Here is a 20,724-nt window from a genome sequence, read left to right on the forward strand (position 1 = left end):
GGCACGGCGCTGGCAAAGGACTCAAAGCAAAACGTTGGCAAAGGAGCTGACATGATACGCCTCTCGCTCTCTCTCGGTCTCGCAGTACTGGCTACCGTAACGTCGGCGCAAGCGGCGGAGCTTCCCGCGGAGATCAAGCAGGCGGGCGCGTTGAAGCTCACGGTCAACTCCACCTACGCGCCGATGGAGTACCGCGATCCCGCCACCAACGAGCTCGTCGGGCTCGACGTCGATCTGGCCAACGAACTTGCGAAGCGGCTTGGCGTAAAAATCGTCTGGAGCGAGACGCCGTTCGCCGAGCTGATCCCGTCGCTCCAGACCAGGCGCGCGGACTTCATCATCTCCGGCATCTCCGACCGCGCCTCACGGCGCGAGACCGCCGCTTTCGTCGACTACCTCGCGACCGGCCCGCAGTTCTTCGTGATGGCGGACAATGCGGCCAAGGACGCGACCGATCTCTGCGGCAAGAAGGTCGGCACCACCCGCAGCACCAGCTTCCCGGTCGAGATCGAGAAGTGGAGCAAGCAGAACTGCGAGCCGGCCGGCAAGCCGGCCATTCAGTACGTCCCCGGCGAGAACTCGATCGACGTCCGCAACCAGCTCAAGCAGGGCCGCATCGACGCCGCAGTGCAGGGCAGCGAGACGCTGCCTTACGCGCAGACGCAGGAGCCCGGCAAATATCGCGTCGTCGGCGAGCCCTTCGCCAAAGGCTACCAGGGCATCATGTTCCGCAAGGACGATGCGGCTTTGCGCGAGGTGGTGACGGAGAAGCTCACGGCGATGATCGCCGACGGCACCTACAAGGCCGTTCTCGACAAATGGGGCCTGGGGGCCAACGCGGTGGCCCAGCCCATGCTGAATGCGGCGCCGCAATGAAGCCGGTGCCGGCACTCGCGGAGGGTTTCCCTGATCTGTCGGGGATGCGGGTCGCGCGCGAGCCGCACTGGTTTCGCTGGCTCAGCGCGGCGCTGATCGTCCTCGTGCTGGCGGTGATCGTGCGCGCCTTCGCCGGCGGTCAGATCGAATGGTCCTATGTCAGCCGCTTCCTGACCGCAAAAGTCATTCTCGAAGGCATCGTCAACACGATGGTGATGGCGGTGCTGGCGATGGCGCTCGGCATTGTCCTCGGCGTCGTCGTCGCGGTCATGCGGCTGTCGCCCAATCCGGTGCTGAAGACGGTCGCGGCCGGCTACACCTGGCTGTTCCGTGGCACGCCGCTGATCCTGCAACTGCTGTTGTGGTTCAACCTCGCGCTGGTGTTTCCGACCATCGGCATTCCCGGCCTGTGGTCTGCGCGCGCGGTCGACGTCATGACGCCGTTCCTTGCCGCGCTGCTCGGGCTCGGCATCAACCAGGGCGCCTATACGTCCGAGGTGATGCGTGCCGGCATGCTGTCGGTCGACATCGGGCAATACGAGGCGGCACAGGCGATCGGCATGGGGCGGCTGCGCGCGCTGCGCCGGATCATCCTGCCGCAGGCGATGCGCGTCGTGATCCCGCCGCTCGGCAACGAGTTCATCGGCATGGTGAAGGCGACCTCGCTCGCGAGCGTCATCCAGTATCCGGAACTGCTGCACAACGCCGAAAACATCTACTACGCCAATTCGCGCGTGATCGAGCTGCTGATCGTTGCCGGGCTCTGGTACCTGCTCGTGGTCTCGATCCTGACGCCGCTCCAGATGCTGCTCGAACGCCGTTTTGCCCGCGGCACATTGCGGCTGGCGCGATGACAAACCCCCTCGTCGCGATCCGCACCGTCAGCAAGAGCTTTGGAGAGTTCCAGGCTCTCAGAAGCGTCTCGCTCGACGTCTGGCCCGGCGAGGTGATGTGTTTGATCGGCGCCTCCGGCTCCGGCAAGACCACGCTGCTCCGCTGCATCAACCAGCTTGCCGCGATCGATGCCGGCGGCATCTGGCTCGACGGCGAGCTGCTTGGCGTGCGCGAGCAAAGCGGCAAGCTCTACCGTCTCAGCGAGCGGGAGATCGGGCGGCAGCGGCTGAAGACTGGCATGGTGTTCCAGCGCTTCAACCTGTTTCCGCACAAGACCGCGCTGGAGAATATCATCGAAGGTCCACTTCAGGTGCAGGGGCGCAAGTCCGACGAGGTGCGCGCGGAGGCGCTCGAACTGCTCCGGCGCGTCGGATTGTCCGCCAAGGCGGACTGGTATCCCGCGCAGCTCTCCGGCGGCCAGCAGCAGCGCGTGGCGATTGCGCGTGCGCTCGCCATGAAGCCGATGCTGATGCTGTTCGACGAGCCGACCAGCGCGCTCGATCCGGAACTCGTCGGCGAGGTTCTCGCGGTCATAAAGGAGCTGGCGAAGAGCGGCATGACCATGATGGTGGTGACGCACGAGCTCGGCTTCGCGCGCGAGGTCGCCGACCGCGTCGTCTACATGGACCAGGGCGCGATCGTCGAGCAGGGGCGCGCCTCGGACGTATTGGGTGCGCCGCGCGAGGAGCGCACCAGGGCATTTCTTTCGGCGGTGATCTGAGATGGGGGCGTGTTGATGAAGAGACTTTGGGTTGCGGCGGCGCTTTTCGGCGTCATGACCGTTTCGGCATTGGCGATCGAGCTGCCGGCGGAGATCGCCAAGCGCGGCAGCCTCAAGGTGGCGCTGGTGCCGAACTATCCGCCGATGGAATTCCGCGATCCCGCTACCAACGCGCTATCCGGCTTCGACATCGATCTCGGCGAAGCCATCGGCCGCAAGCTCGGCGTCAAGATCGAATGGCAGGAGACGAGCTTTGCCGAGTTCATGCCGTCGATCTCGACCGGGCGGGTGGACGCCATCCTGTCCGGTTTCACGGACTACGCGAGCCGTCACGACATCGCGTCCTTCGTCGATTATCTCAGGAGCGGTCCGCAGTTCTTCGTGCAGCAGTCGCGCAAGGCGGAGTTCAAGGACGCGGCATCGCTCTGCGGCAAGAAGGTCGGCGCCAGCCGCCGCACCATGTTCCCGGCGCAGATCGCGGCGTGGAGCGAGAAGAATTGCGGCAGCAATCCGATCCAGTTCATCGGCACCGACGGCTCGGCCGACGCCCGCACCCAGCTGAGGCAGGGCCGCATCGATGCCGCGGCCCAGGGCAACGAGACGCTGCCCTACATTATGGATTTCGAACCCGGCGCCTATGCGCCCGTGGGCGAGCCCATCGCGCAGCAATTCACCGGCATCGCCCTGCCGGTCAAGGAAAAGGCACTGCAGCAGGCCATTCTCGAAGCGGTCGATGCGCTGATCGCCGACGGCACCTACAAGACCCTGCTTGCCAAGTGGAAACTGAACGACAACGGATTAGAGAAGGCGACCATCAATGCTGGACAGTAAGGCACTCAAGAGCATCCCGCTCGTTCCGGCCAACACCGCCGATCCCGCGCCGGAATATCCCTGGCCGAAACCCTACACTTCGGCGATGTTCCTCTCCTTCGACGTCGACGCGGAGAGTGCGTGGACCAGCAAGGACGCGGTGCACGCGCAGCGGCTCATCACCATGAGCTATGGCGGCTATGAGGCGCGCGTCGGCACGCCGAAGCTGTTGGAGCTGCTCGACCAGCTCGATCTCAAGGCGACCTTCTTCGTCACGGGATGGTCGGTCGACGCGCATCCGGCGATGGCCGAGTCGATCCTCAAGGCCGGCCACGAGATCGGCCATCACGGCTATCACCATCTGCTGCCCGATCCCGGCGATCCCTGGATCGAGGAGGAGCTGGAGCGCGGCTTCGAGGCGCTGAAGCGCCGGCTCGGCGTCAGGCCGACCGGCTATCGCGCGCCCTATGGCGAGTTCACCGAGGAGCTGCGCGCAGCACTCGTACGTCACGGCATCGTCTACACGTCGTCGTTCCGCGACGACGTGCGGCCTTATCGCCATCGTCTGGCCGACGGCAAGCCCGGCACGATCGAGCTGCCGGTCACAGCGAGTTATGACGACTGGATGCACGGCCTCTCCGCCCGCTTCAGCCCGCGCTCGATCTTCCCCAAGGAGCATGTGCTCTCGATCTGGAAGGACGAGCTCGACGAAACCAGGGACTGGGGCGCCATGGTGACGACCGTGCTGCATCCGCAATGTAGCGGCCGCCCGATGCGGCTGCGCCTGTTGCGCGAGTTCCTGACCTACGCAAAGTCGTGCCCGGATGTCTGGATCACAACCGGCGAGAAGATCGCGGAAAACTTCCTGCGCCACGAAGCCGGTAGTCGCTGAGCAGCACCATGACCCGTCGTCGCATCCTCGTCATCAACCCCAACTCCTCGGCGTCGGTGACGGCGGCGATCGACGAGGCGGTCGCGCCGCTGCGCATTGCCGGCGGGCCTGACATCGAGGTGGTTGGCCTCGCCGAAGGACCGCCGGGCATCAGCTCGCAGCGCGATGCCGATAGCGTGGTCATGCCGCTGGTCAACCGCGTCACGCGTGACGATGCGGATGCCTTCGTGCTCGCCTGCTTCAGCGATCCCGGCCTGCATGCGGTGCGTGAGGCCGCCGGCGGACGCCCGGTGCTGGGCATCGCCGAATGCGGAATCTTTCGCGCGCTGATGCTGGGCGAACGCTTCGGCATCATCGCGCTGTCGCCGTCGAGCATCCGCCGCCAGCAACGCATGGCGCGGGTGATGGGCGTCGATAGCCGTTACGCCGGAAGCTGGTCGGTCGGCGCGAGTGCGGCGGAAACGGCAGGCGCCGATATCCGCGGCCGCTTGGTCGATGCCGGCCGCGCGCTGGTCACTCAATGCCGCGCCGATGTCGTGGTGATGGGGTGCGCCGGCATGGCCTCGCACCGCGCGGCGATCGCGGATGCGATCGGTGTGCCCGTGATCGAGCCGGCGCAGCAGGCGGTCGCCGCTGCAATCGGCGCGGTGTTGTTGAACACGTAAGATCCTTCAGGAGCCTTTTGTCATGCCGATCTCCCGCCGCTCGCTCCTCAAGGCTGCCGCAGCAATGCCGGCGCTGTCGCTGCCGGGCATCGTCCGCGCCGAAGCGCAGAGCACCTTGCGCTTCATTCCCGTCATCGACCTCGCCTTCGTCGACCCCATCTATTCGACCGCGCAGGTGTCGCGAAACCATGGTTTCATGGTCTACGACACGCTCTACGGCATGAGCTCCTCGCTCCAGGTCTCGCCGCAGATGCTGTCGGGCCACGCCATCTCCGCTGACTTGCTGCAGTGGGACCTCAGCTTGCGCGATGGCCTGTTCTGGCACGATGGCGAACGTGTGCTGGCCCGCGACTGCGTCGCCAGCATCCGCCGCTGGGCGGCGCGCGACGGCTTTGGCGGCGAGCTGCTGGAGGCGACCGCCGAGCTCTCGGCCGCCGACGACCGCACCATCCGCTTCCGCCTCAAGCGTCCGTTCCCGCTGCTGCCGCAGGCGCTCGGCAAAGCGGCGATCAATCCCTGCTTCATGATGCCGGAGCGGCTGGCGAGCCAGGACCCGTTCAAGCCGCTGACCGAGGTGATCGGCAGTGGCCCGTTCCGCTATCTCGCCGACGAGCGCGTGCAGGGTGCCCGCAACGCCTATGCCAAATTCGAGCGCTACCAGCCGCGCACCGACGGCAAACCGAATTGGACCGCGGGTCCGAAGATCGTGCATTACGACCGCGTGGTCTGGACCACCACGCCCGATGCCGGCACCGGCGTCGCCGCGCTCCAGACCGGCGAGCAGGACTGGCAGGAGACCACGCCGCACGATCTGCTGCCGATCATCAAGGCCGCCGGCGATATCGAGACGCGCATCCTTGACCCCAGAGGCTACGCCTGCATGCTGCGCCTCAATCATCTGCAGCCGCCCTTCGACAATCCTGCCGTGCGCCGCGCGCTGCTGGGTGCGATCGATCAATCCGCGTTCATGACGGCCGTGGCCGGTACCGATCCGGCGTTCCAGGTCTCGCCGATCGGCTATTTCGCGCCTGATACCCCGATGGCGAGCGACGTCGGCCTCGACGTGTTCCGCGGGCCGCGCGACTACGCCAAGGTCAAGGCCGAGCTGAAGGCCGCGGGCTACAATGGCGAGAAGATCGTAGTGCTGGTCCCCACCAACTCGCTGGCGCAGAAGCCGCTGGGCGAGATCGCGGTCGACAGCTTGCGCAAGGCCGGCATGAACGTCGAATATGCCGGGCTCGATTTCGCCGTCGTGTTGCAGCGCCAGCTCAAGAAGGACCCGATCGGGCAGGGCGGCTGGAGCGCCGCGGTCGGCAACTGGCAGGGCATCGACTGGCTCAATCCGGCCGGCAACACCAACATCCGCGGCGAAGGCAAGGTCGCCGGCTGGTACGCGAGCGAGAGGATGGGGCCCTTGCGCAGCCAGTGGCTGGCCGCCTCCGAGCTTGCCGAGCAGCAGCGCATCTGCCGCGAAATCCAGACGGTCGCGTTCGACGAAATCCCCTATATTCCGATCGGCCTGTACAAGCAGCCGACCGCCTATCGCAAAGCCATCACCGGCATTCTCGACGGCACCGCCGTCTTCTGGAACGTGCGCCCCGCATGAGCACCACAGCAATTTTCGGCAGCTATGTGCTGTCACGGAAAGACGGCGCGCAGGACGTGTTGCGCGACCATTGGGTCCTGATCGAAGGCAAAAAGATTGCCGCGGTCACGCGCGACAGGCCGCGCGCGGACGAGATCTACGATCGCCCCGGCCGCTTCGTGCTGCCCGGTCTCTTGAATCTGCACAATCACTGCTTCTCCGAAGCGGTGGCGCGCAGCCATACCGAGGACGGCAACGGCCGCAAGAACAACCAGAGCATTGTCTATACGGTGCTCTTGCCGCTGACCAAGCGCGGTGCCGATATCCTGTCGGCGGAAGAGCGCATCGCGGTCGCGCGGCTCGGCATCCTCCAGCTCCTCAAGGGCGGCGCCACCACCGTGATGGAGCCGTTCCGCAATTCGATCCCGGAGATGTTCGATGCCGCCGAAGAGATGGGCATCCGCTTCTATGGCGCGCCGTATCTGTTCTCGACGTCGGACGCCAAGGCGGGACCTGACGGTGTGGTGCATTATTCCGGCGACGACGGCACCGCCGACATGGCAACGTGGGACGCGCTCTATCAGCGCTGGAATAATCGCGGCGACGGCCGCATCAGTCTTGCGATGAGCCCGCACGCCACGGACACCTGTGGCCCCGATCTGCTGAAGGCCTGCGCCGCACGGGCGCGCGAGCTTGGCGTGCCCATCACGACGCACATGGCGCAGAGCCGTGCCGAGGTCGAGACCATCGGCAAGCGCTATGGCGGCCGCACGCCGGCGCAATATCTGGACTGGCTCGGCCTGCTCGCGCCCGACCTGATGGCCGCGCACTGCATGTTCAGCACCGACGACGATCTCAAGCTGATGGCCGCGCGCGGTATGACCGTGCTGAATTGCCCGCGCGTGTTCGCGCGCGCCGGCGTCACCGCGGCGTTCAGCCGCTTCGCCGAGCACGGCGTGCGCACCGTGGTCGGCACCGACGGCTACAACATGGACCTGCTCGGCGAGCTCAATGCGGCGTCGCTGATCTCCAAGGTCACCTCAGCCCGCGCCGATGTCGCGAGCTCGCCGGAGCTGATCGAAGCGAATACGGCAGTCGCCGCCGACGTCATCAATCGGCCTGATCTCGGCCGGATCGAGCCCGGCGCGACCGCCGATCTCACCGTCGTCGATCTCACCCATCCGCATCTTCAACCGCTGTTCGACCCACGCCGCGCGCTGATCGCGCTCGCCAACCGCGCCAACATCGATCAGGTCATGGTGGACGGCCGCATGCTGGTCGATGAGGGTGGCTATCTCGGCGCCGATGAAGCGGCGATCACGGCGGCGGGCAGTGCGGCGATCGGCAAGATCTGGGACCTGCCGGAGGCGCAGGCCGCGTTCAACGGCTGAGCGTTGCGTCGTCCTCGAATTCAACGAGCGCCTTGCGCATGGTCTCGACGAGATCGAGCGCCACCGGCGAGGGGCTGCGCTGCGCCGGAAAAACGGCGGAGAATTCGAAGTCGATGCGCGGCAGGAAGCGGCGCACGACGACGCCGCGGGTGGAAAATTCCTGCGCGGTGAAGGGATCGCAGATCGCGACGCCTAATCCCGACGACACCATGCCGCACATGATCTCCGACAGCGTGGTCTCGACCCTGAGCACACGGCGGACGTCGTGGCGATGGAAGACCTGGTCGACGAGATGCCGGCTCGACGATCCCGCCGACAGCGAGATGAACGTCTCGCCCTCGAAATCGCGCGGCTCCAGAACTTGCTTCTCCGCGAGGCGATGACCGGTCGGCAGCACCGCGACGCGCGCCAAAGCGGGCAGCCGCTGGCTCGGCAGGCCGGAATGGGCGATCGGCACCTCGGCAAAGCCGATGTCGCATTGATTGTTGAGCACCCAATCGACCACGATCGGCGAGATCACGCCGAAGAAGGCGAGGTTGAGGTTGGGCCGTTCTTTCAGGAAATGTCCGGCGAGCCGCGGCAGATAGCCGTTCGACAGCGCCGGCAGCGCGGCGATGCGCAGCGAGCCGGTGCGGCGGCCACGGATTTCCTCGGCGGCCGCCGTGATGCGTTCGAGCCCGACGAAGGAACGCTCCACCTCGGTATAGAGCGCCATCGCCGCGGCGGTCGGCACGAGGCCAGTGCCGCGCCGCTCGAACAGCTCCATTTTCAGCAGCGCCTGGAGGTCGCGCAGCAGCCGGCTGACCGCCGGCTGCGTCACGGTCATCAGCGCCGCCGCCTCAGTCACGCTGCCCGTCAGTATCGTCGCGCGGAAGGCCTCCACCTGCCGCGGATTGATCCGCGCCATCCCCAATTCCATCCATAACATTTATGCATGCAGAGGGTGCCATTATTCATTGGACGATGGAAGCTCGGGTTTGCGATCTTTTTCATCAGGACTGGAGACAGCCCGCTTTTTCGGCAGATTGGAGGGGTTCAAACCTCCGAATCGCGCCAAAACCTACCGAACAGGGGCCGGAGCCCTGTCCGGAGAGGGTTGGCGCGGAAGGAAATGCGGAAGGCGCCTCAGTCAGAGATTTTTCGGCACGTCACCTCATCCCGGTATTGGAGATCGGTCCATATGAAGACTCTCAGCCTTCTGACCGCGGTCAGCATCGCAGCGCTCATCGCCGTCCCGTCTGCCGCCTCGGCCCAGCAGAAAACGCTCTATGTCGCCGGTTACGGTGGCTCGTTCGAGAAGACCATCCGCGACGAGGTGATCCCGGCCTTCGAGAAGGAGAACGGGGTCAAGGTCGAGTACGTCGCCGGCAATTCCACCGATACGCTGGCCAAGCTTCAGGCGCAGAAGGGCAACCAGCAGATCGACGTTGCCATCGTCGACGACGGCCCGATGTACCAGGCGATCCAGCTCGGCTTCTGCGGCAAGCTCGAAGGCTTGCCGGCCGCCGATCTCTATGACACCGCCCGCTTCAAGGACGATCGCGCCGTTGCGATCGGCATCGTCGCGACTGGCCTGATGTACAACACCAAGGTGTTCGCCGAGAAAGGCTGGGCGCCACCCACTTCGTGGAACGATCTGAAGGACACGAAATACGCCAAGCAGCTCGTGATCCCGCCGATCAACAACACCTACGGCCTCGAAGCGCTGGTGATGCTGTCGAAGATGAACGGCGGCGGCGAGACCAACGTCGATTCCGGCTTCAAGATCTTCAAGGAGCAGATCAATCCGAACGTGCTGGCCTATGAGCCGTCGCCGGGCAAGATGACCGAGCTGTTCCAGTCCGGCCAGGCCGTGATCGCGGTGTGGGGCACGGGCCGCGTGCAGAGCTTCGCCAACACCGGCTTCCCCGTCGACTTCGTCTATCCGAAGGAAGGCGCGGCGACGCTGCTGACGACGGCGTGTCCGATCACCAAGCCGAATGCCTCGCCGCTTGCATCGAACTTCGTCAAGATGCTGCTCGATCCAAAAATCCAGCTCGTGATGCTGAAGGACTACGGCTACGGCCCGGTGCTGAAATCACTGGTGGTACCGCCGGAGCTCGGCAAGATGGCGCCGATCGGCGAGCGCGCGGCAAAGCTCTATAATCCGGACTGGACTGTGATCAACGAGAAGCGCGAGGAGTGGACCAAGCGCTGGAATCGCGAGGTCGAGCGTTGATCTGATCGTTGCGGAGACAGCGCATGGCCTATCTCGAGCTCGATCGGGTCGCAAAACAGTTCGGCGCGCAGACTGTGGTCGAAGACTTCAGTCTGTCGGTGGGGAAGGGGGAGTTCATCTCCTTCCTCGGCCCGTCCGGCTGCGGCAAAACCACGACCCTGCAGATGATCGCGGGTTTCCTCGATCCCACACGCGGCGCGATCCGCCTGGAGGGCAAGGACCTGACCGCGATCCATCCCGCGAAGCGCGGGCTCGGCATCGTGTTCCAGAGCTACGCGCTGTTTCCGCACATGACGGCGGCGGAGAACGTCGCGTTCGGCCTCGAGATGCGCAACGTGCCGCGCGCCGAAAGAGCCGAGCGCGTCCGCGCCGCGCTCGCGATGGTCGGGCTTGCCGGTTTTGAGGACCGCCATCCGCGCCGCATGTCCGGCGGTCAGCAGCAGCGCGTGGCGCTGGCGCGCGCGCTGGTGATCAAGCCGAGCGTGCTCTTGCTCGACGAGCCGCTGTCGAATCTCGACGCCAAACTGCGCGAGGAGATGCAGATCGAGCTGCGCCAGATCCAGCGCACCATCGGCACCACGACGATCCTGGTCACCCACGACCAGAACGAGGCGATGTCGCTGTCCGACCGCATCGTGGTGATGAGCCAGGGCCGCATCGAGCAGATCGGCTCGCCGCAGGAGACCTATGAGAAGCCGTCCTCGGCCTTCGTCTCGCAGTTCCTCGGCAAGACCAACGACTTTGCGGCGACGATTGATCGGACCGCGACGCCGGTGCGGCTGGTGGCTGGCTCCTGGAACGCGCCGGCGCCGGCCGGGCTCAGTGGCCCCGTCACTGTCAGCATTCGCCCTGAACGGATCGGCTTTGGCGATACGGGGCTCAGCGCAAAGATCGTCACGCGCATCTTCCAGGGCAATCACTGGCTGTTCCAGTGCGACAGCGAATGCGGGCCCGCGATCGTGATCCGCCAGAATGACGGGACGGCGCCGCCGGCTGAGGGCGAGGCGGTTCGCCTCGTCTGGCGGCCCGAGGACATGAGCGTGCGCGCGAGGGCCGGCGCATGAGCACGGCCGCTGACGAGCGCAACGCGCGTGCGCCATGGGCGCTGACGGCGCCCGCCTTGATGCTGTTCGTCGGCGTGCTGCTGATTCCGCTGGCGATGACGGTGATGCTGTCGTTCCACGACTGGGGTCAGTACAAGGGCATCGAGCCGGTCTTCATCCTCAAAAACTGGCACGAGATCGCGACCGATCCCTATTATGCCGAAATGTTCTGGCGGACGTTTCGCATCGCGATCCTGACAACGCTGCTCACCGCGTTGCTCGGCGCACCCGAAGCCTACATCCTCAACCGCATGAGCGGCCGCTGGAAGAGCTTTTTCCTGCTGATCATCCTCGGGCCGCTCTTGATCTCCGTGGTGGCGCGGACGCTCGGCTGGGCGCTGCTGTTCGGCGGCAACAACGGCCTCGTCAACAAGCTCCTGATGTCGCTCGGAGTGATCCGCTCGCCCATTCCCTTCATGTTCACCGAGACAGGGATGGTGGTTGCGCTCGCCCATGTGATGATGCCGTTCATGGTGCTGTCGGTGTGGGCCGCGCTCCAGCGGCTCAATCCGCAGATCGAGAACGCCGCGATGTCGCTCGGTGCGGGGCCGGTGACCATCATTCGCCGCATCATCATGCCGCAGATCATGCCGGGCGTGCTGTCGGGCGCGATCATCGTGTTTTCGCTCTCCGCCAGTGCCTTCGCGACGCCCGCGATCATCGGCGGCCGCCGGCTCAAGGTCGCGGCGACGCTGGCCTACGACGAATTCCTCAACACGCTGAACTGGCCGCTCGGTGCAGCGGTCGCAACGCTGCTGCTGGTCGCGCTGGTGCTGATCGTCGTCGGCAGCAACGCGCTGATCGAGCGCCGCTACGCGGAGGTGTTCCGATGAGCCGGAACGGCCCGCTCGCGTTGATCTTCCACACCATCTTCGTCATCGTCATGGTCGCGCCGATCCTGGTGGTATGCCTCGTTGCTTTCACGCCCGAAGGCTTCCTGTCGCTGCCGACCAACCGCTTTTCGCTGCGCTGGTTCAGGGCGATCGCCAACTATCCCGAGTTCATCCATGCCTTCTGGGTGAGCCTGGGGCTCGGTGCGCTCTCATCCTTCGTGGCGCTGCTGTTCGCGGTGCCGGCAGCGCTCGCGATCGCGCGTTATCGCTTCCGCGGCCGCGATGCGCTCGCGGCGCTGTTCCTGTCGCCGCTGATGATCCCGCATGTCGTGCTCGGCATCGCCTTCCTGCGCTTCTTCACCTCGGCCGGCCTCGGCGGCAGCTTTGCCGCGCTGATCATCGCGCATGTCATCATCGTGTTTCCGTTCGCGCTGCGGCTGACGCTGGCGGCGGCGACCGGCATGGACCTCTCGGTCGAGATGGCGGCAGTCTCGCTCGGCGCCAACGGCTGGACGCTGTTTCGCCGCGTGACGCTGCCGCTGATCCTGCCCGGCGTCATCAGCGGTTGGGCGCTCGCTTTCATCCAGTCCTTCGACGATCTCACCATGACCGTCTTCCTCGCGGCGCCCGGCACCGAGACGTTGCCGGTGCGCATGTTCCTTTATATCCAGGACAACATCGATCCGCTGGTCACGTCGGTCTCGGCCTGCGTGATCGCGATCACCATGACAGCCCTCATTCTGCTCGACCGCTTCTACGGACTCGACCGTGTGCTCGCCGGCAAGGGCGATACGGGACGATAGGAGAAATTTATGTCAGGAGACTACGACGTCGCTGTGGTCGGCGGCGGACTGCTCGGCTCCGCCATTGCCTGGGGCCTCGGCCGGCTCGGCAAGAGCGTGGCCGTGCTCGACGAAGGCGACATCACCAAGCGCGCCTCGCGCGCGAATTTTGCGCTGGTCTGGGTTCAGAGCAAAGGGCTCGGCATGCCGGCCTATACTGTCTGGACCGTGCAGGCGTCACAAGCGTGGAGCCAGCTTGCTTCCGAACTCAAGCAACAGACCGGCCTGGATGTCTCGCTTCAACAGAACGGTGGCTTCCATCTGACGCTCGGCGACGACGAATTCGGCCAGCGCACCGAGCTGGTGAAGCGCATGCACAACCAGACCGGTGCTGCCGATTACAAGATGGAGATGCTCTCCGCCTCCGAGGTGAAGAAGGCGCTGCCGCTGATTGGTCCGGAGGTGTCCGGCGGGAGCTATTGTCCGCTCGACGGCCACGTCAATTCGCTGCGGACCTTCCGCGCCTTCCACACCGGCTTCAAGGCATTCGGCATCGACTATTTTCCGGAGCGCCCGGTCTCGGCGATCAGCAAGAGCGGTGGCGAATTCCGCCTGACCACGCCGAAGGGCGAACTGCACGCCGCCAAGATCGTGCTCGCGGCCGGCAATGCCAACCAGACGCTTGCGCCGATGGTCGGCCTCTACGCGCCGATGGGCCCGACCCGCGGCCAGATCGTGGTGACCGAGCGCACCATGCCGTTCCTGCCGCATCCGCTGACCACGATCCGCCAGACCGACGAGGGCACGGTGATGATTGGCGACAGCAAGGAGGACGAGCTCGACGATCGCGCGCTGAAGCATTCCGTCAGCGCTGTGATGGCCGATCGCGCGCAAAGGATGTTTCCGCATCTGTCGCGGCTCAACGTGGTCAGGAGCTGGGCCGGCATCCGCGTCATGCCGCAGGACGGCTTTCCGATCTACGACCAGTCGGAGACGCATCCCGGCGCCTTCGTCGCCTGCTGCCATTCCGGCGTGACGCTCGCCTCCAACCACGCTTTCGAGATCGCGCGCATGGTCGCAGCTGGCGCGCTCGAGCCGGAGCTGGTCGGCGCGTTTTCGGCCAGCCGTTTCGGCGCCGCCGGTGCTGCGAACAACAGCGGCTATTAGAGATATCTAAAGGAGCCAAGAGGCATCCCATGTTTAGACGATCCGAACAGGACAAGCGACCGCAGGTCCAGATCTTCGTGGATGGCACAGCCATCGCGGCGCGCCAGGGCGACACCGTCTCTGCCGCGCTGCTGGCCTCCGGCTGTGATGCGCGCCGTTCCACCGCAGTGAGCGGCGCGCCGCGTCTGCCCTATTGCATGATGGGCGTGTGCTTCGACTGCCTCGTCACCATCGACGGCGTCGGTAACCGCCAGGGCTGCCTGGTGCCCGTCGCCGAGGGCATGCAGATCGAGATTCAGAAGGGCAAGCGGGAGATCGGAAAATGACTGTGGCTCCCAAGCGCGAAGCCTATGACGTCGTGGTGATCGGCGCCGGGCCCGCCGGCCTCGCGGCCGCTGCGACGTCCGCCGAAGCCGGCCTGTCGACGCTGCTGCTCGACGAGAACATCGGCCCCGGCGGCCAGGTGTTTCGCGCCATTTCGTCCACGCCCGTGACCGACCGCGACCAGCTCGGCGCCGACTATTGGGTCGGTGCCGACCTCGTTCAGTCGCTCCGCGCGAGCCGCGCCGAGATTATCCATCGCGCCACCGTCTGGAGCCTCGACCGCAACCTCGAGATCGCCGTATCGATCGGCGGTGCATCCGCTTTCCTCAAGGCGCAGCGCGTGATCCTCGCGACCGGCGCGCTGGAGCGGCCGTTCCCGATTCCCGGCTGGACCTTGCCGGGCGTGATGACCGCGGGCGCCGCGCAGACGATGCTGAAATCATCGGCGCTGGTGCCTGACGGACGCACGGTGATCGCGGGGCAGGGGCCTCTGCTCTGGCTGCTCGCCGCGCAGATCTTGCGGCTGGGCGGCCGCATCGATCGCATCCTCGACACCACCGAGCGCGGCAATTACTTCGCCGCGTTGCCGCACGCCTTCGCCTTCCTGACCTCGCCCTATTTCACCAAGGGCCTGTCGATGATGCGCGAAGTGAAGGCCAAGGTGCAGGTCGTCTCCGGCGTCACCGAGCTCTCGGCATCCGGTGATGGCCAGCTCGCGAATGTGAGCTATATCGCCGGCGGCAAGCGTGAGACCATTCCTGCTGACCTGTTGCTGCTGCATCAGGGCGTCGTGCCCAACGTCAATCTGGCGATGTCGGCCGGAATCGAGCATCGCTGGGATGATCTGCAATTGTGCTGGTCGCCGGTGCTGGATGCGAGCGGCAATTCGTCGGTCGCGGGCATCGCGATCGCTGGTGACGGCGCCGGCATCGGTGGTGCCAATGCGGCCGTGGTCCGTGGCCGCATCGCGGCGCGCGCGGCGGTGGAGGCATTGGCGCCTGCGGTTGCGACAAAACTTGCGCCGATGGCGACGCTCCGCGCCGATCTCGCCAAGGCCGAGCGCGGCCGCGTCTTCCTCGACACGCTGTTCCGCCCCGCGCCCCAGTTCCGCATTCCCACGGGCGACACCATCGTGTGCCGCTGCGAGGAAGTCACCGCGAAGGACATTCTCGATGCCGTCGCCATCGGCGCGACCGGACCGAACCAGCTCAAGGCCTATCGCCGCACCGGCATGGGGCCGTGCCAGGGCCGGCTCTGCGGCCTCACCGTGACCGAGCTGATGGCGCAGGCGCGGGGCAAGACGGCACAGGAGATCGGCTACTACCGGCTGCGCGCGCCGGTCAAGCCGATCACGCTCGCCGAGCTCGCCGCCGTCCCGAAGAGCGAGGCGGACATCAAGGCGGTGGTGCGCGGATGACCCAAAACGTGGATGCGATCGTCGTCGGCGGCGGCATCCACGGATGCTCGACCGCGCTGCATCTGTGCCTCGCCGGCATGAAGCCGGTGCTGATCGAGAAAGACTACGCCGGCCGCCATGCTTCCGGCGTCAATGCCGGCGGCGTTCGCCAGCTCGCGAGGCACGTGCCCGAAATCCCGCTCTCGATCCGCTCGATGGGGATCTGGGAGAAGATTACCGATCTCCTCGACGACGATTGCAGCTTTGAGAGTTACGGTCAGGTTCTCGTCGCGGAGAACGAGGAGGAGCTCGCGGTCTGCCGCGCGCGTGTCGCTGAGCTGAATGCGCTTGGCTTCACCCATGAGGAGCTGATCGACGCGACTGAATTGCGGCGACTGGTGCCGGCCGTGGCTGAGACTTGCCCCGGCGGGGTCGTGTCGCGCCGCGATGGTGCCGCCAATCCGGCGCAGACGACGACGGCGTTCCGGCGCAAGGCCGAGCAGTTAGGTGCGACCGTGCGCGAAGGCGTTGCCGCCAGCAATATCCGGTACAGCGACGGTCTCTGGCACGTCGACGTCGGCACTGAGACCTTTGCCGCGCCGGTGCTCGTCAATGCCGCCGGCGCCTGGGCCGGGAACATCGCCGCCGCGCTCGGCGAGCCCGTTCCGGTCGAGACCGTGGCGCCGATGCTGATGATCACCTCGCGCGTGCCGCACTTCATCGACCCCGTCGTGATCCTGCGCGGGCGCAAACTGTCCTTCAAGCAATTCTCCAACGGCACCGTGCTGATCGGCGGCGGCCATCTGGCCACGCCCTATCAGGATCGCAACGAGACGGTGCTGGACTGGAAGAGCCTCGCGATCAGCGCGCGCACCGTGTTCGAGCTGTTCCCGGTGATGCGCAGCGCGACGATCGTCCGCGCCTGGGCCGGCATCGAGGCGAAGATGAAGGACGATATCCCCGTGTTCGGACCGAGCAGCCGCCACAAGGGCCTCTATCACCAGTTCGGCTTCTCGCTGCACGGCTTCCAGCTCGGCCCCGGCGCGGGTGCCGTGATGGCCGAGCTGATCGTCAATGGCGGCACCCAGACCCGCATCGGCGATCTCGGCATCGACCGCTTCCATCCTTCCACGCTCTAAGAAGAGGACATCATGAGCATCACCCGCAGCATCCGCACGCCCATCATGCACCGCGCCGTCGAGGCCAACGGCTTCGTCTTCGTCGGTGGCACCATCGCCGACGACACTTCCGTGTCCATGGGCGACCAGACCCGCAACATCCTCGGCAAGATCGCCGGCTATCTGAAGGAAGCCGGTACCGACAAGTCGCGCGTCGTCAGCACCTCGATCTTCGTCACGGATCTTTCCAAGAAGAAGGAGATGGACGCGGTCTGGACTGAATTCTTCGGTGACAACCTGCCGACGCGCGCCACGGTCGGCGTTGCCGATCTCGGCGGCGGTGCATTGATCGAGGTGGTGGTCACTGCGCTCAAGGGCTGATTGCGCTCTTCTCACGGGCTCGTGAAGAGAGCCGTCGATCCGAACATGACGAAGATGTAATGGTCTGGATTAGCTGCGGCGCTTTGACGCGCCGCAGTTTCCGTTTATCAGTAGGGGACTCGGCTGGAATGCCCAATGTCCTCGCAGAACAATAACAACAAGCTCGCGATCAAATTTCGCTGCCCCGGAGAACTCGAAGGCCTGCTGCCGCAGCCGGTGCCGGCGAATCTCGGCGTTCCCGACTGGCTCAAGGCGATGCCGACCACGGCCTTCAGTGCCCTCAATCAGCAGGATGACGAGACGGTCAAGCGCTGCCCGCCGTTCATCGACGCGATGACATGCGGTTTCCTGATCCCGCTAATCTGCGATATCAGGGTCGAGGATGGCGAGATCAGCTGGGACAACGACATCCCGCCCGGCGGTGAGATCGATTTTCCGCGCTCGCCGATCAGCTTTCACGATCAGGGCCAGCTCACCGGCTCGCCGCTGTTCGAGGCCGATCGCTTCGTCATCAAGTTTCACAATCTCTGGACCATCGAGGCGCCGGAAGGCTATTCGCTGTTCTTCACCCATCCGGTCAATCGCTTCGACCTGCCGTTCATCACGCTGAGCGGCCTCGTCGATTGCGATCGCTATCGCGACAGCTGGATCCACTTTCCGGCGCATTGGCACAATACGGGCTTTCGCGGCGTGCTGCCCAAGGGCACACCGATCGCGCAATGCATTCCGGTCAAGCGTGAGGATTGGACGCGGCAGACCTCGGCCTTCACCGAGGATGAAGCGCAGAAGGTCCACGCCCTGCGCGCCGCGCTGAAGCGCGAGCCGGGTCTGTACCGGCGGAAATTCAGGGCGTAGCCCGCTCGGGCCTGGCTCCCAGGAATTTCGCCGCGGCGCTCGGGCGGAAGAAGAAGCGGCCGTGCGACGAGGCGGCGAGTGTGAGGGCGGCGCGGCTGAGCATCTGCGGCCGTCCGCCATACACGGACCGCAGCGCCGCCTCGCCGCCATCGCGTTCGCCCATCTCCATCAGGCAGATCGCGAGATTGGCGCGGGAGAGAGCGTCGTCCGGGCGAAGCCCGAGCGCGTGACGGTAGGTGTCGGCGGCCTCGGCATAAGCGCCGTCGAGAAGCTCGGCCCAGGCAAGTTCGGTCAGGATATCGGTGCGTCCCGGCCCGATCGCGCGCGCCGCGGTCAGCACGGTACGCGCTTTGGCGCGATTGTTATTCCGGACATGCATGCGGCCAAGGTCGAGTTGCAGATCGACGCTGGCCGGGGCGAGCGCGAGGGCTTGCTCGATCATCCCGACCGCCTCGCCAACCTCGCCGGCGTTCGCAAGCTGGCCCGCCAGCTCCTGGAACGCGGGCAGATAGGGCGGACGGCGCGCTGTGGTTCGCCGCAGTTGCGCCAGTCCATCGCTTCTGCGCCGCGCGGCACACAGCACATGGCCGAGCAGCGTCTCGATTTCGGGATCGCTATTGCGCTTCGCGGCTTTCTCCAGCGGCGCAATCGCTTCCTCCGCACGCTCCTGGCCGAGCAGGGCATGGGCGAGGATCAGCACGGCATTCCGGTCGGTGCGATTTGATTTCAGGGCTTCGGTCGCAAGCTGCCTTGCAATGTCGAACTGCTTTGCACGTAGCGCCAGAAAGGCTTGCTGAAGCAGTTGGGCGAGGGGGCTATTCGGCTTGCCGCTCAAGAGATGGCCTCTTGGTTGAGACACGTTGTTTTTTGCCCCTTACCGCATGCCCCATGCAGCGTCCATCAACAGCTTCGTGATGCTTTGCTGATCGGCCCGGACGCGTCGCACGGAATGCACCTTGATCTCGGCGCCCGACGGGATTATCAGCGAGACATCAATCAGGAGTTTCGCATCCATGGATTTCACCCCGACCGCAACGCCCATCCGCCTTGCTCACGGGGAATTCCATGCCTGCATCGATTATTCTGTCGAACCTCTCGCTGTCCACGCCTGACGGCCGTCCTCTCCTTTCCGACCTCAACCTGACATTTGGTGCCGAACGGGCTGGTCTCGTCGGCCGCAACGGCGTCGGCAAGACAACGCTGCTTGCTGCGATCACCGGAGAGCACATTCCCCAAGCGGGACGCGTTCTCGTGAGCGGAACCGTGGGAATGCTCCGCCAGGACGTCCAGCTTCCTGCGGGCGCCGCGGTGATCGATCTGTTCGGCGCGCGCGCAGCGCTGGAGCTGCTTCGCCGTGCCGAGCGGGGCGATGCATTCGCCGACGAAGTCACCGACGTCGACTGGACGCTCGAAGCGCGGCTTGCGTCCGCGCTCGCGCGTGTCGGGTTCGATCCTGATACCGACACGGAGCTGGATCGTTTGTCGGGCGGGCAGGTCACGCGGATCCGTCTGGCCGCGCTGGTCTTCGCCGAGCCGGACTTCCTGCTGCTCGATGAGCCCACCAACAATCTCGATCGGGATGGACGTAAGTCAGTGGTCGATCTGCTCGCAGGCTGGCGGGGCGGGGCGATCGTCGTCAGTCACGACCGCGACCTGCTCGAGACCATGGATGCCATCGTCGAGATGACATCGCTCGGGGCAAGACGGTACGGCGGCAATTGGAGCAGTTACCGCGAGCAGAAGGCCATCGAGCTCGCTGCCGTCAGGCACGACCTTGCGCATGCCGAGAAGCATCTCGCCGAGATCGACGGCAAGGCGCAGGAGGCAGCGGAACGCAAGGCGCGCAAGGACAGCGGCGGCAGGAAGAAGCGCGCCAAGGGCGACATGCCGCGCATTCTCGCCGGTGCACGCAAGGACCGCAGCGAGGACAGCGGCGGAAAGACCGCGCAGATCGCCGAGCGGCGGCGCGCGGAGGCGATCGAGGCTGTCGACACGGCTCGCCGCCGCGTCGAGATTCGCCAGCCGCTGTCGGTCAAGCTGCCCCCGACCGGCCTGCCGGCGGGCAGGGAGGTGGTATGGCTCGATCGCGTCAACGCCGGCTATCAGCCGGAGCAGCCGGTCCTGCGCGATCTCTCACTCACGCTCGTCGGCCCGGAGCGCGTCGGGGTCGTCGGGCCGAATGGTTCCGGCAAGACAACGTTGCTCAAGCTCGTCACAGGCGAGTTGCGCCCGTTCGCGGGCACCGTGCGGGTCAGGCCGGACTTCGCGCTGTTCGACCAGAAGGTCAGCCTGCTCGATCCCGCGATCTCCATCCTGGACAATTTCGGGCGTCTCAATCCGAAAGCGAGCGCGAACGAGTGCCATGCTGCCCTGGCCCGGTTCGCGTTTCGCGCCGATGCCGCCGCGCAGATCGTGGGGAGCCTGAGTGGCGGACAGCTGTTTCGTGCGGGCCTCGCCTGCGTTCTAGGCGGGGCGGCGCCGCCGTCCCTGCTCATCCTGGACGAGCCGACCAATCATCTCGACATCGAGTCCATCGAAGCCATCGAGGCAGGCTTGAGGGCCTATGACGGCGCGCTGCTCGTGGTCAGTCACGACGAGGCGTTCCTGCAGGCGATCGATATCACGCGCAGGGTCGAGCTGGTCGCCAACACTGCTCTCTAAGGCCCGACAACAAGAACCCGACGCCCTGCCCCCAGCGGGGCTGCGTGGCGCG

General features: G+C 65.6%; 22 protein-coding genes. 19 read left to right on the plus strand and 3 right to left on the minus strand.

The window, feature by feature from the left end:
* Nucleotides 1–51 precede the first annotated feature (51 nt).
* Genes ACVJ5M_RS09250 through ACVJ5M_RS09285 form a run of 8 tightly spaced genes read left to right on the plus strand, consistent with a single transcriptional unit; the run spans nucleotide 52 to nucleotide 7,834 of the window.
* Nucleotides 52–876 carry an ABC transporter substrate-binding protein gene (locus ACVJ5M_RS09250; RefSeq protein WP_283017567.1) on the plus strand — a complete coding sequence of 275 codons (825 nt, stop codon included), beginning with the start codon at nucleotides 52–54 and terminating at the stop codon, nucleotides 874–876.
* On the plus strand, nucleotides 873–1,730 hold the full coding sequence (locus ACVJ5M_RS09255; protein WP_063981046.1) for an amino acid ABC transporter permease: 858 nt from the start codon (nucleotides 873–875) through the stop codon (nucleotides 1,728–1,730). The genes ACVJ5M_RS09250 and ACVJ5M_RS09255 overlap by 4 nt, the downstream gene beginning before the upstream one ends.
* The gene (locus ACVJ5M_RS09260) at nucleotides 1,727–2,491 is read left to right on the plus strand and encodes an amino acid ABC transporter ATP-binding protein (protein ID WP_063981047.1); all 765 of its coding nucleotides are present in this window, start codon (nucleotides 1,727–1,729) and stop codon (nucleotides 2,489–2,491) included. The genes ACVJ5M_RS09255 and ACVJ5M_RS09260 overlap by 4 nt, the downstream gene beginning before the upstream one ends.
* Before the next feature lie 15 nt (nucleotides 2,492–2,506).
* Nucleotides 2,507–3,322, plus strand: a complete 816-nt coding sequence (locus ACVJ5M_RS09265; protein ID WP_354099849.1) for an ABC transporter substrate-binding protein — start codon at nucleotides 2,507–2,509, stop codon at nucleotides 3,320–3,322.
* Nucleotides 3,309–4,193 carry a polysaccharide deacetylase family protein gene (locus ACVJ5M_RS09270; protein WP_063981049.1) on the plus strand — a complete coding sequence of 295 codons (885 nt, stop codon included), beginning with the start codon at nucleotides 3,309–3,311 and terminating at the stop codon, nucleotides 4,191–4,193. The genes ACVJ5M_RS09265 and ACVJ5M_RS09270 overlap by 14 nt, the downstream gene beginning before the upstream one ends.
* An 8-nt stretch (nucleotides 4,194–4,201) precedes the next feature.
* A complete protein-coding gene (locus tag ACVJ5M_RS09275) occupies nucleotides 4,202–4,858 on the plus strand; it encodes an aspartate/glutamate racemase family protein (protein WP_063981050.1) in 657 nt (218 codons plus the stop codon).
* A gap of 22 nt (nucleotides 4,859–4,880) precedes the next feature.
* A complete protein-coding gene (locus tag ACVJ5M_RS09280; protein ID WP_456679280.1) occupies nucleotides 4,881–6,464 on the plus strand; it encodes an ABC transporter substrate-binding protein in 1,584 nt (527 codons plus the stop codon).
* Nucleotides 6,461–7,834: an amidohydrolase family protein gene (locus tag ACVJ5M_RS09285; RefSeq protein WP_063981052.1), complete on the plus strand. Its 1,374-nt coding sequence runs from the start codon at nucleotides 6,461–6,463 to the stop codon at nucleotides 7,832–7,834. The genes ACVJ5M_RS09280 and ACVJ5M_RS09285 overlap by 4 nt, the downstream gene beginning before the upstream one ends.
* On the opposite strand, the gene ACVJ5M_RS09290 is transcribed toward ACVJ5M_RS09285, so the two are convergent.
* A complete protein-coding gene (locus ACVJ5M_RS09290; RefSeq protein ID WP_354098869.1) occupies nucleotides 7,824–8,741 on the minus strand; it encodes a LysR substrate-binding domain-containing protein in 918 nt (305 codons plus the stop codon). The genes ACVJ5M_RS09285 and ACVJ5M_RS09290 overlap by 11 nt on opposite strands.
* Nucleotides 8,742–9,014: 273 nt before the next feature.
* On the opposite strand from ACVJ5M_RS09290, the gene ACVJ5M_RS09295 reads away from it, so the two are divergent.
* The 10 genes from ACVJ5M_RS09295 (at nucleotide 9,015) to ACVJ5M_RS09340 (ending at nucleotide 18,011) form a co-directional block, all read left to right on the plus strand.
* A complete protein-coding gene (locus ACVJ5M_RS09295) occupies nucleotides 9,015–10,052 on the plus strand; it encodes an ABC transporter substrate-binding protein (RefSeq protein ID WP_063981054.1) in 1,038 nt (345 codons plus the stop codon).
* Nucleotides 10,053–10,075: 23 nt separating this feature from the next.
* Nucleotides 10,076–11,116 carry an ABC transporter ATP-binding protein gene (locus ACVJ5M_RS09300; RefSeq protein ID WP_063981055.1) on the plus strand — a complete coding sequence of 347 codons (1,041 nt, stop codon included), beginning with the start codon at nucleotides 10,076–10,078 and terminating at the stop codon, nucleotides 11,114–11,116.
* A complete protein-coding gene (locus ACVJ5M_RS09305; RefSeq protein WP_063981056.1) occupies nucleotides 11,113–11,988 on the plus strand; it encodes an ABC transporter permease in 876 nt (291 codons plus the stop codon). The genes ACVJ5M_RS09300 and ACVJ5M_RS09305 overlap by 4 nt, the downstream gene beginning before the upstream one ends.
* The gene (locus ACVJ5M_RS09310) at nucleotides 11,985–12,791 is read left to right on the plus strand and encodes an ABC transporter permease (protein ID WP_063981057.1); all 807 of its coding nucleotides are present in this window, start codon (nucleotides 11,985–11,987) and stop codon (nucleotides 12,789–12,791) included. Before ACVJ5M_RS09305 ends, ACVJ5M_RS09310 begins: the two co-directional genes overlap by 4 nt.
* A gap of 9 nt (nucleotides 12,792–12,800) precedes the next feature.
* Nucleotides 12,801–13,937: an NAD(P)/FAD-dependent oxidoreductase gene (locus ACVJ5M_RS09315; protein ID WP_063981058.1), complete on the plus strand. Its 1,137-nt coding sequence runs from the start codon at nucleotides 12,801–12,803 to the stop codon at nucleotides 13,935–13,937.
* A 29-nt stretch (nucleotides 13,938–13,966) separates the two neighbouring features.
* Nucleotides 13,967–14,263 carry a (2Fe-2S)-binding protein gene (locus tag ACVJ5M_RS09320; RefSeq protein WP_063981059.1) on the plus strand — a complete coding sequence of 99 codons (297 nt, stop codon included), beginning with the start codon at nucleotides 13,967–13,969 and terminating at the stop codon, nucleotides 14,261–14,263.
* Nucleotides 14,260–15,678: an FAD/NAD(P)-dependent oxidoreductase gene (locus ACVJ5M_RS09325; protein WP_063981060.1), complete on the plus strand. Its 1,419-nt coding sequence runs from the start codon at nucleotides 14,260–14,262 to the stop codon at nucleotides 15,676–15,678. The genes ACVJ5M_RS09320 and ACVJ5M_RS09325 overlap by 4 nt, the downstream gene beginning before the upstream one ends.
* Nucleotides 15,675–16,796, plus strand: coding sequence for an NAD(P)/FAD-dependent oxidoreductase (locus tag ACVJ5M_RS09330; RefSeq protein ID WP_283017566.1), 1,122 nt, complete (start codon nucleotides 15,675–15,677; stop codon nucleotides 16,794–16,796). Before ACVJ5M_RS09325 ends, ACVJ5M_RS09330 begins: the two co-directional genes overlap by 4 nt.
* A gap of 12 nt (nucleotides 16,797–16,808) precedes the next feature.
* Complete coding sequence (locus ACVJ5M_RS09335) at nucleotides 16,809–17,156, plus strand: RidA family protein (RefSeq protein ID WP_063981062.1); 348 nt, start codon at nucleotides 16,809–16,811, stop codon at nucleotides 17,154–17,156.
* Nucleotides 17,157–17,291: 135 nt separating this feature from the next.
* Nucleotides 17,292–18,011 carry a hypothetical protein gene (locus ACVJ5M_RS09340; protein WP_063981063.1) on the plus strand — a complete coding sequence of 240 codons (720 nt, stop codon included), beginning with the start codon at nucleotides 17,292–17,294 and terminating at the stop codon, nucleotides 18,009–18,011.
* Here the strand turns inward: ACVJ5M_RS09340 and ACVJ5M_RS09345 are convergent.
* Both ACVJ5M_RS09345 and ACVJ5M_RS09350 read right to left on the minus strand, forming a co-directional pair.
* A complete protein-coding gene (locus tag ACVJ5M_RS09345; RefSeq protein ID WP_084794962.1) occupies nucleotides 18,001–18,846 on the minus strand; it encodes a tetratricopeptide repeat protein in 846 nt (281 codons plus the stop codon). The genes ACVJ5M_RS09340 and ACVJ5M_RS09345 overlap by 11 nt on opposite strands.
* Before the next feature lie 39 nt (nucleotides 18,847–18,885).
* Nucleotides 18,886–19,053: a hypothetical protein gene (locus tag ACVJ5M_RS09350; RefSeq protein WP_187387921.1), complete on the minus strand. Its 168-nt coding sequence runs from the start codon at nucleotides 19,051–19,053 to the stop codon at nucleotides 18,886–18,888.
* Between the two features lie 23 nt (nucleotides 19,054–19,076).
* Between ACVJ5M_RS09350 and ACVJ5M_RS09355 the strand changes: the two genes are divergently transcribed.
* A complete protein-coding gene (locus tag ACVJ5M_RS09355; RefSeq protein WP_063981064.1) occupies nucleotides 19,077–20,672 on the plus strand; it encodes an ABC-F family ATP-binding cassette domain-containing protein in 1,596 nt (531 codons plus the stop codon).
* Nucleotides 20,673–20,724: the final 52 nt, after the last annotated feature.

The sequence above is a fragment of the Bradyrhizobium sp. S3.7.6 genome (assembly GCF_054061875.1).

Excerpts from the sequence above, each read along its gene's own strand:
- ACVJ5M_RS09310 (WP_063981057.1), top strand. The coding sequence starts at position 11,985 with ATGAGCCGGAACGGCCCGCTCGCGTTGATCTTCCACACCATCTTCGTC.
- ACVJ5M_RS09255 (WP_063981046.1), top strand. The coding sequence starts at position 873 with ATGAAGCCGGTGCCGGCACTCGCGGAGGGTTTCCCTGATCTGTCGGGG.
- ACVJ5M_RS09250 (WP_283017567.1), top strand. The coding sequence starts at position 52 with ATGATACGCCTCTCGCTCTCTCTCGGTCTCGCAGTACTGGCTACCGTA.
- ACVJ5M_RS09305 (WP_063981056.1), top strand. The coding sequence starts at position 11,113 with ATGAGCACGGCCGCTGACGAGCGCAACGCGCGTGCGCCATGGGCGCTG.
- ACVJ5M_RS09335 (WP_063981062.1), top strand. The coding sequence starts at position 16,809 with ATGAGCATCACCCGCAGCATCCGCACGCCCATCATGCACCGCGCCGTC.
- ACVJ5M_RS09325 (WP_063981060.1), top strand. The coding sequence starts at position 14,260 with ATGACTGTGGCTCCCAAGCGCGAAGCCTATGACGTCGTGGTGATCGGC.
- ACVJ5M_RS09340 (WP_063981063.1), top strand. The coding sequence starts at position 17,292 with ATGTCCTCGCAGAACAATAACAACAAGCTCGCGATCAAATTTCGCTGC.
- ACVJ5M_RS09355 (WP_063981064.1), top strand. The coding sequence starts at position 19,077 with ATGCCTGCATCGATTATTCTGTCGAACCTCTCGCTGTCCACGCCTGAC.
- ACVJ5M_RS09350 (WP_187387921.1), bottom strand. The coding sequence starts at position 19,053 with ATGGGCGTTGCGGTCGGGGTGAAATCCATGGATGCGAAACTCCTGATT.
- ACVJ5M_RS09295 (WP_063981054.1), top strand. The coding sequence starts at position 9,015 with ATGAAGACTCTCAGCCTTCTGACCGCGGTCAGCATCGCAGCGCTCATC.
- ACVJ5M_RS09290 (WP_354098869.1), bottom strand. The coding sequence starts at position 8,741 with ATGGCGCGGATCAATCCGCGGCAGGTGGAGGCCTTCCGCGCGACGATA.
- ACVJ5M_RS09270 (WP_063981049.1), top strand. The coding sequence starts at position 3,309 with ATGCTGGACAGTAAGGCACTCAAGAGCATCCCGCTCGTTCCGGCCAAC.
- ACVJ5M_RS09280 (WP_456679280.1), top strand. The coding sequence starts at position 4,881 with ATGCCGATCTCCCGCCGCTCGCTCCTCAAGGCTGCCGCAGCAATGCCG.
- ACVJ5M_RS09275 (WP_063981050.1), top strand. The coding sequence starts at position 4,202 with ATGACCCGTCGTCGCATCCTCGTCATCAACCCCAACTCCTCGGCGTCG.
- ACVJ5M_RS09285 (WP_063981052.1), top strand. The coding sequence starts at position 6,461 with ATGAGCACCACAGCAATTTTCGGCAGCTATGTGCTGTCACGGAAAGAC.
- ACVJ5M_RS09260 (WP_063981047.1), top strand. The coding sequence starts at position 1,727 with ATGACAAACCCCCTCGTCGCGATCCGCACCGTCAGCAAGAGCTTTGGA.
- ACVJ5M_RS09315 (WP_063981058.1), top strand. The coding sequence starts at position 12,801 with ATGTCAGGAGACTACGACGTCGCTGTGGTCGGCGGCGGACTGCTCGGC.
- ACVJ5M_RS09265 (WP_354099849.1), top strand. The coding sequence starts at position 2,507 with ATGAAGAGACTTTGGGTTGCGGCGGCGCTTTTCGGCGTCATGACCGTT.
- ACVJ5M_RS09300 (WP_063981055.1), top strand. The coding sequence starts at position 10,076 with ATGGCCTATCTCGAGCTCGATCGGGTCGCAAAACAGTTCGGCGCGCAG.
- ACVJ5M_RS09330 (WP_283017566.1), top strand. The coding sequence starts at position 15,675 with ATGACCCAAAACGTGGATGCGATCGTCGTCGGCGGCGGCATCCACGGA.
- ACVJ5M_RS09320 (WP_063981059.1), top strand. The coding sequence starts at position 13,967 with ATGTTTAGACGATCCGAACAGGACAAGCGACCGCAGGTCCAGATCTTC.